At 73.4% G+C, this 6471-nt stretch carries 8 protein-coding genes; 3 read left to right on the top strand and 5 right to left on the bottom strand.

What is annotated here, in order from left to right:
- On the top strand, window positions 1-679 hold a 679-nt coding region (locus AB8Z36_RS28535; RefSeq protein ID WP_369216264.1), incomplete at its 5' end, for an SbcC/MukB-like Walker B domain-containing protein.
- Between the two features lie 13 nt (window positions 680-692).
- On the opposite strand, the gene AB8Z36_RS28530 is transcribed toward AB8Z36_RS28535, so the two are convergent.
- Window positions 693-1139 carry an Lrp/AsnC family transcriptional regulator gene (locus tag AB8Z36_RS28530; RefSeq protein WP_369216263.1) on the bottom strand — a complete coding sequence of 149 codons (447 nt, stop codon included), beginning with the start codon at window positions 1137-1139 and terminating at the stop codon, window positions 693-695.
- A gap of 94 nt (window positions 1140-1233) precedes the next feature.
- Here AB8Z36_RS28530 and AB8Z36_RS28525 point away from each other — a divergent pair, with 94 nt between their 5' ends.
- Window positions 1234-1812: a rhodanese-like domain-containing protein gene (locus AB8Z36_RS28525; RefSeq protein ID WP_369216262.1), complete on the top strand. Its 579-nt coding sequence runs from the start codon at window positions 1234-1236 to the stop codon at window positions 1810-1812.
- Between the two features lie 46 nt (window positions 1813-1858).
- On the opposite strand, the gene AB8Z36_RS28520 is transcribed toward AB8Z36_RS28525, so the two are convergent.
- The 3 genes from AB8Z36_RS28520 to AB8Z36_RS28510 all read right to left on the bottom strand — a co-directional run bounded on the left by AB8Z36_RS28520 (window position 1859) and on the right by AB8Z36_RS28510 (window position 4909).
- Window positions 1859-3568 (bottom strand): DUF885 domain-containing protein, encoded by a 1710-nt coding sequence (locus AB8Z36_RS28520; protein WP_369216261.1) that lies wholly within the window; start codon window positions 3566-3568, stop codon window positions 1859-1861.
- Window positions 3569-3660: 92 nt separating this feature from the next.
- Entirely contained in the window at window positions 3661-4311 is a 651-nt protein-coding gene (locus AB8Z36_RS28515; RefSeq protein ID WP_369216260.1) for a hypothetical protein, read from the bottom strand.
- Window positions 4312-4399: 88 nt separating this feature from the next.
- Window positions 4400-4909 carry an Lrp/AsnC family transcriptional regulator gene (locus tag AB8Z36_RS28510; protein WP_369216259.1) on the bottom strand — a complete coding sequence of 170 codons (510 nt, stop codon included), beginning with the start codon at window positions 4907-4909 and terminating at the stop codon, window positions 4400-4402.
- Between the two features lie 60 nt (window positions 4910-4969).
- On the opposite strand from AB8Z36_RS28510, the gene AB8Z36_RS28505 reads away from it, so the two are divergent.
- Complete coding sequence (locus AB8Z36_RS28505) at window positions 4970-6220, top strand: trans-sulfuration enzyme family protein (RefSeq protein WP_369216258.1); 1251 nt, start codon at window positions 4970-4972, stop codon at window positions 6218-6220.
- On the opposite strand, the gene AB8Z36_RS28500 is transcribed toward AB8Z36_RS28505, so the two are convergent.
- Window positions 6144-6471: GNAT family N-acetyltransferase (locus AB8Z36_RS28500; protein WP_369216257.1), on the bottom strand; the 328-nt coding region annotated here is incomplete at its 5' end. The genes AB8Z36_RS28505 and AB8Z36_RS28500 overlap by 77 nt on opposite strands.

The following is a 6471-nucleotide window of genomic DNA, read 5'->3' as shown; positions in this document are numbered from 1 at the left end:
CGCGGGACGGCGGCTGCGCGCCGCCGCCTCCGCCTGCGACGCGGCGGCCCGGCGCTGCGCGGAGCTCGACCGGCTCTCCGCCCGCACGGCCGCCGCCACCCGCGGACTCGCGCCGCTGCGCGCCGCCCACGACCGGGTGGCACGCCTCGCGGGGCTCGCCGCGGGCACCTCGGCGGAGAACGAACGCAGGATGCGCCTGGAGTCGTACGTACTCGCCGCCCGTCTGGAGCAGGTCGCGGCAGCCGCCACGGTCCGGCTGCGCCGGATGTCCTCGGGGCGGTACACCCTCGTGCACTCCGACGACCGCACCGGACGCGGCCGTTCCGGGCTCGGGCTGCATGTGGTCGACGCGTGGACGGGCCGCGAGCGTGACACGACGACACTCTCGGGCGGCGAGACGTTCTTCGCCTCGCTCGCGCTCGCCCTCGGCCTCGCCGACGTGGTCACCGACGAGGCAGGCGGCGTCCGGCTCGACACGCTCTTCATCGACGAGGGCTTCGGCAGCCTCGACGACCAGACCCTCGACGAGGTCCTCGACGTCCTGGACTCCCTGCGCGAGCGGGACCGCAGCGTCGGCATCGTCAGCCATGTCGCCGATCTGCGGCGGCGGGTGCACGCGCAGCTCGAAGTGGTCAAGGGCCGGGCCGGTTCGTCCGTGCGGCAGCGGGGCGGTGCCTGAGCGGGCGGCCGGTTCAGCGGCCCAGGGGGCGCCTCGGCAGCGGGGAGGAGTAGACGACGCTCGTGGTCACGGAGCCAAGGGCGCCGATCCGGCCCGAGACCTCCTCCAGATGGCTCATCGAGCGCGCGGCGACCTTGATGACGAAACAGTCGTCGCCGGTCACGTGGTGCGCCTCCAGGATCTCGGGGGTGGCGCCGACCAGGTCGTGGAAGGGCTTGTAGTTGCCCGTCGGGTACCGCAGCCGTACGAAGGCCAGGATCGGCAGCCCCAGGCGCTCCGGGTCGACCACRGCCGCGTAGCCCTGGATGACGCCCGCCTCCTCCAGGCGGCGCACGCGTTCGGTGACGGCGCTGGGGGACATCGAGACGGCCCGCGCCAGTTCGGCGTAGCTGGCGCGGCCCTCGCGCTGGAGGACGTCGAGTATGCGCCAGTCGGTGGCGTCCGTGGAATAACCGGTCATCCCCGAGAGGTAACAGGGAAATCCCCGGGCGATCAAGGGGTGGACCGGGGATCATCCCTTCAGACTTCCGGTCCCCGCCCATAGATTTCTTGCCATGGAAAACACAAACGTGCAGGTCAACGAGGTGCCCGCCGCCGCGACGGCCACCACCGCCGCGGCTACGGAGGCCACGGCCACCGCCGTCACGGAGGCCACGGCCACCGCCCCCGTCACGAACCCGGTGCTCAGGGTGGGGCCCGCGTCCCCGGCGGCCGCCGCCGCGTACTTCGGCGCGAGCCTCGCCTTCCACGCCGATGTCTCCGACGTGGCGTCCGCCCTCGCCGCCGACGGCGACCCCGGCTTCGTCGTGGTCGACACCCGCTCCACGGCGTCCTGGGACCAGGGGCACCTCCCGGGCGCGCTCCACCTGCCCACCGCGCTCATCCCGGAGCAGGCGTCCCGGCTCCTCGACCCCTCGGTGCCGGTGGTCACCTACTGCTGGGGTCCCGGCTGCAACGGCGCGACCCGTGCCGCCCTGGCCCTCGCCCAGCAGGGCTACCGGGTCAAGGAGATGCGGGGCGGCTTCGAGTACTGGGCGCGGGAGGGCTTCGCCTTCGAGACCTGGGAGGGCCGCGAGCGGCGGGCGCCCGACGCGCTCACCGCTCCGGTCGACGCCGCCGACTGCGGCTGCTGACGGCCGCGCCGACCGGGGCGGGGTCATGGCTGGGACCGGGGCCGGGTCACAGCCTGGAGAGCTCGTCCACCAGGTCGTCCAGGCCCAGGGAGCCCAGCGAGAGCGCGGCCATGTGCCAGGCCTTGGCGTCGAAGGCGTCCCCGTGGCGGCTGCGGGCGTTGGCCCGGCCGAGCAGCCAGGCGCGCTCGCCCAGCTTGTAGCCGATGGCCTGGCCCGGGATCGTGAGGTAGCGGGTCATCTCGCTCGCCACGTAGTCCGTGGGACGGCTGCAGTGCGCGTCGTAGAACTCCTGGGCGAGGTCGGGCGTCCAGCGCTCGCCCGGGTGGAACGGCGAGTCCGCGGGGATCTCCAGCTCCAGGTGCATGCCGATGTCGACGATGACCCGCAGCGCGCGCATCATCTGGGCGTCGAGGTAGCCGAGCCTGCGCTCCGGGTCGGTGAGGTGGCCCAGCTCGTCCATGAGCCGCTCCGCGTAGAGCGCCCAGCCCTCGGCGTTGGCGCTGACGATGCCGACGGTCGCCTGGTAGCGGGAGAGGTTCTCCGCGACGTGCGCCCACTGGGCGAGCTGGAGGTGGTGGCCGGGCACCCCCTCGTGGTACCAGGTGGAGACGAGGTCGTAGACCGGGAAGCGGGTGTCGCCCATCGTCGGCAGCCAGGTGCGGCCGGGCCGCGAGAAGTCCTCGGACGGGCCCGTGTAGTACGGGGCCGCGGCGCCGCCGGGCGGGGCGATGTGGGACTCCACCCTGCGGACCCGCTCGGCCAGTTCGAAGTGGGTGCCGTCCAGCGCCTCGATCGCCTCGTCCATCAGCTCCTGGAGCCAGACCCTGACCTCCTCGACGCCCTCGATGTGCGTGCCGTGCTCATCCAGGTGGGCCAGCGCCACCCAGGGGTTCTCGGCGCCCGGCAGGATCTTCTCGGCCTCGGTCCGCATCTCCGCGAGCAGCCGGTGGAACTCCGACCAGCCGTAGGCGTACGCCTCGTCCAGGTCGAGGTCGGTGCCGTTGAAGTGGCGGGAGAGCCGGGCGTAGCGCTCGCGGCCCACGGTGTCCGGGGCGCCCTCGATCGCGGGGGCGTAGACGTCCCGCATCCAGTCGCGCAGCGCGACGACCGACGCCGTGGCGGCGCGGGCGGCCGTGTCGAGGTCGGCGCGGAGGGCCTCGGGCCCGTCGGCGGCGAACTCCTCGAACCAGCCCCGGCCGTCCTCCTGCTCGCCCGTCCACTCGGTGAGCTGCCCGATGAACGTGGCGGTGGGGCGCGGCGCCGCGAACAGCTTGCGGTCGAGGCCGAGTTCGAGCGAGGCGCGGTAGCCCTCGAAGGCGGCGGGCACGGCCCGCAGCCGCTCGGCGATCGCCGCCCAGTCCTCCTCGGTCTCCATCGGCGTCACGGTGAAGATCTCCCGCACCTGGTGCGGCACCGTGTGCAGATTGCCGACCGAGCGCAGGCCCTCCTCGGCCTCGTGCACGGCGAGTTCGGCGGTGAGCCGCTCCCGCAGCAGCCGTCCGCAGCGCCGCTCGGCCGCACTGTCCGCGCCGGGCCTGCGCTCCGCCTCGTCGAGCCGGTCCAGCGTCGTCCGCGCGAGCTGCGCCAGGGCCTCCTGCCCCGCGGGCGAGGTGTCCGGGAGCCGGCGGTCGCTCTCCTTCACTCCGAGGTAGGTGCCGGTGATCGGATCGAGGGCGATGAGCTCGTCCACGTAGGTGTCGGCGACTTCGCGGGGCAGGGGGGCGGTGTTCGACTGCGCGTGCTTGATGTCTGGCATGCGGACATCCTGTCGCCAGTGGTCCGGCGGACGCCAGTGGCTTTGAGCTGCGGACCCGTATCACTCGGTGATCGACCCCGCCGCCCGCACCGTCACCCCGTGATGGATCCGGCGAATTCGGGAAAATCGAGGTCGAGGTCCTCGCTGCTGCGCTGCACGGTGACGACGACCTTCTTGCCGTACTTCGTCTTGAGTACGTTGTCGTCGGTCTTCGTCGCCGACACCCCGGGCGCCAGACGGCCCTCCAGGGGCTCGGCCCCCTTCTCGAAAGACGTCGAAGCGGCCTCGCCGCCCCTGGTCGCGCCCTCGACGATGAGGGAGAGATCGTCGAGGGCGACGGGGGACTTGCCGCCGTTCGTCACCTTCAGCCTGACCCGGAAGTCGGTCTCGCCGGGCTTGGCCGACTCCATCAGCCCGGTGTCGTAGTCGGTGAAGACCTTGGCCTCGGTGACGGACACCTCAAGCCCGTCCGGCCAGCTGAAGGACTCGCCGAAGCGCAGGTCGGTGGGGCGTGCCCCGGCGCCTTCGCCGCCCGCGCCCCCGTCCACGCCCTCGTCGGAGCAGTACTTCATCCAGTCGGCCTGGCTGATGTCCTCGGCCATGCAGTCCGGCTTCTCCGCCGCCGCGGACTTCTTCCCGCCGGACGCCTTCGCATCGGCCGTGTCGCCGCCGTCACCGCCGCCGCAGGCGGTCAGCGCGGCAAGGAGCAGGGCGGCCGTGGCCGCGGTGGCGCGAACGCGCATATGTCCCCCCAGAGTTGAACGTTGGAACACAGTAGTCCAGATGTGCCCGAACCGTGGAGGCGGTACGGGGAGGGGGCGGCGTCCGCCGTCAGCCCGTCGCGGCGTCCCGCGCCCCCTCGCCGCCCGCCTCGGGCGGCAGCAGCGGGCCGCACTCCCACTGCTGGAAGATCAGCCGCGTCTCCACGCGCGCCACCTCGGGCCGCGCGGTGAACTCGTCGAGGACCAGGCGCTGGAGGTCCGCCGGGCCCGCGACCGCCACATGCACGAGGAAGTCCTCCGGGCCCGTGAGGTGGAAGAGGGACAGGGACTCGGGCAGCTCCCTGACGCGTTCCACGAAGGGGCCCACGAGGTCCCTGCGGTGCGGGCGGACCTGGACCGAGAGCAGCGCCTGGAGCCCCCGCCCGAGCTTCGCCGGGTCCAGGCGGAGCTGCTGGCCGAGAATCACCCCCGAGCGCCGCAGCCGCGTCACCCGGTCGAGGCACGTGGACGGCGCCACACCGACCTGCGCCGCGAGATCGCGGTACGTGGTCCGGGCGTCGTTCTGCAAGAGGCGCAGGATGTGGAGATCCACCGGGTCCAGTGCGACGGATTCGGCCATCGGGCGAACCTAGCACGGGATTTCACCCCGACCACCCGCCGTGTGTTCAGTCTATGCGGCATGGAAGCGAACACGCAGACAGCCGGTAACGTCAGCATCCGGGCCCTCGCCACCGAGGCCGTGCACGCGGGGCGGGAGGATCTGGCGGAACTCGGCCTGCACGCGGCGCCGATCGACCTCTCCACGACCTACCCCTCCCGGGACAGCCGGGGCGAGGCCGCCCGCATCGACGCCTTCGCCGCGGAGGGCGTCCTCGACGACGGGCCGCCCGTCTACGCCCGCCTCGGCAACCCGACCGTGGCCCGCTTCGAGACCGCGCTCGCCCGCCTTGAGGGCACCGAGAGCGCGGTGGCCTTCGCGAGCGGCATGGCGGCCCTCACCGCGGTCCTGCTCGTACGGGGCTCGGCGGGCCTGCGCCATGTCGTGGCCGTCCGGCCGCTGTACGGATGCAGCGACCACATGCTCACCGCGGGCCTGCTCGGCACCGAGGTGACCTGGGTGGACCGGTGGGACGGTGCCGAGGAGCTCGGCAGGGCCGTCGCGGACGCCGTCCGGCCCGACACCGGGCTCGTGATGGTCGAGTCGCCCGCCAACCCGACCCTCGCCGAACTCGACCTGGCCGCGGTGGCGGAGGCCTGCGGCGAGGTGCCGCTCCTGGCCGACAACACCTTCGCCACGCCCGTACTCCAGCGGCCCGCGCTGAGCGGCGCGCGCCTGGTGCTGCACAGCGCCACCAAGTACCTGGGCGGGCACGGGGACGTCCTCGGCGGTGTGGTCGCCTGCGACGAGGAGTTCGCCCGGCAGCTGCGCCAGGTGCGCTTCGCCACGGGCGGCGTGCTGCATCCGCTCGCCGGATATCTGCTGCTGCGCGGCCTCGCCACGCTGCCCGTACGGGTGCGCGCCGCGTCCGCGACCGCCGCGGAGCTGGCGCGGCGGCTGGCCACGGACCCGCGCGTGGAGCGTGTGCACTACCCCCCGATCGGCGGCGCCATGGTCGCCTTCGAGGTGCACGGCGACCCGCACGAGGTGACCGCCGGGGTACGGCTGATCACCCCGGCGGTGAGCCTCGGCAGCGTCGACTCGCTCATCCAGCACCCGGCGTCCATCAGCCACCGCGTCGTGGACGCCGGGGACCGGCACTCCTCCGGGGTGAGCGACCGGCTGCTGCGCATGTCGTGCGGCCTGGAGGACGTCGAGGACCTGTGGAGCGACCTCGACCGCGCGCTCGGTCCGGTCAGCGTTCCGCCCGCTGGTGGGGAGCGGCCGGAGCCTCGTGGGCACGCGTCGCGTCGTACGGCGGGCGCGAGCTGACCGGGGTCGCGTCGAGGCGGGCCGTGATGACCAGCGTGCCCTCCTCGATCTGGTAGTCGAGCGGCAGACCGAGCCCGCGCATCGCCGCCACCATGCCGGTGTTGGACGCCTGCGTCACCGCGTAGACGCTCTCGCAGCCCGCCTCGACCGCCATCGCCACGAGCCTGCCGAGCAGCTGGCCGCCGATGCCGCGCCGCTGCCAGTCGTCCTCGACGAGCAGGGCGACCTCGGTCTCGTCGCCGTCCCACAGC

The organism is Streptomyces flavofungini (genome assembly GCF_041028215.1).
In the GTDB taxonomy this organism is placed as follows: Bacteria; Actinomycetota; Actinomycetes; order Streptomycetales; family Streptomycetaceae; genus Streptomyces; species Streptomyces flavofungini_B.
The sequence above is the reverse complement of the archived record's forward strand: the minus strand, read 5'-3'. Positions and strand labels throughout refer to the sequence as shown.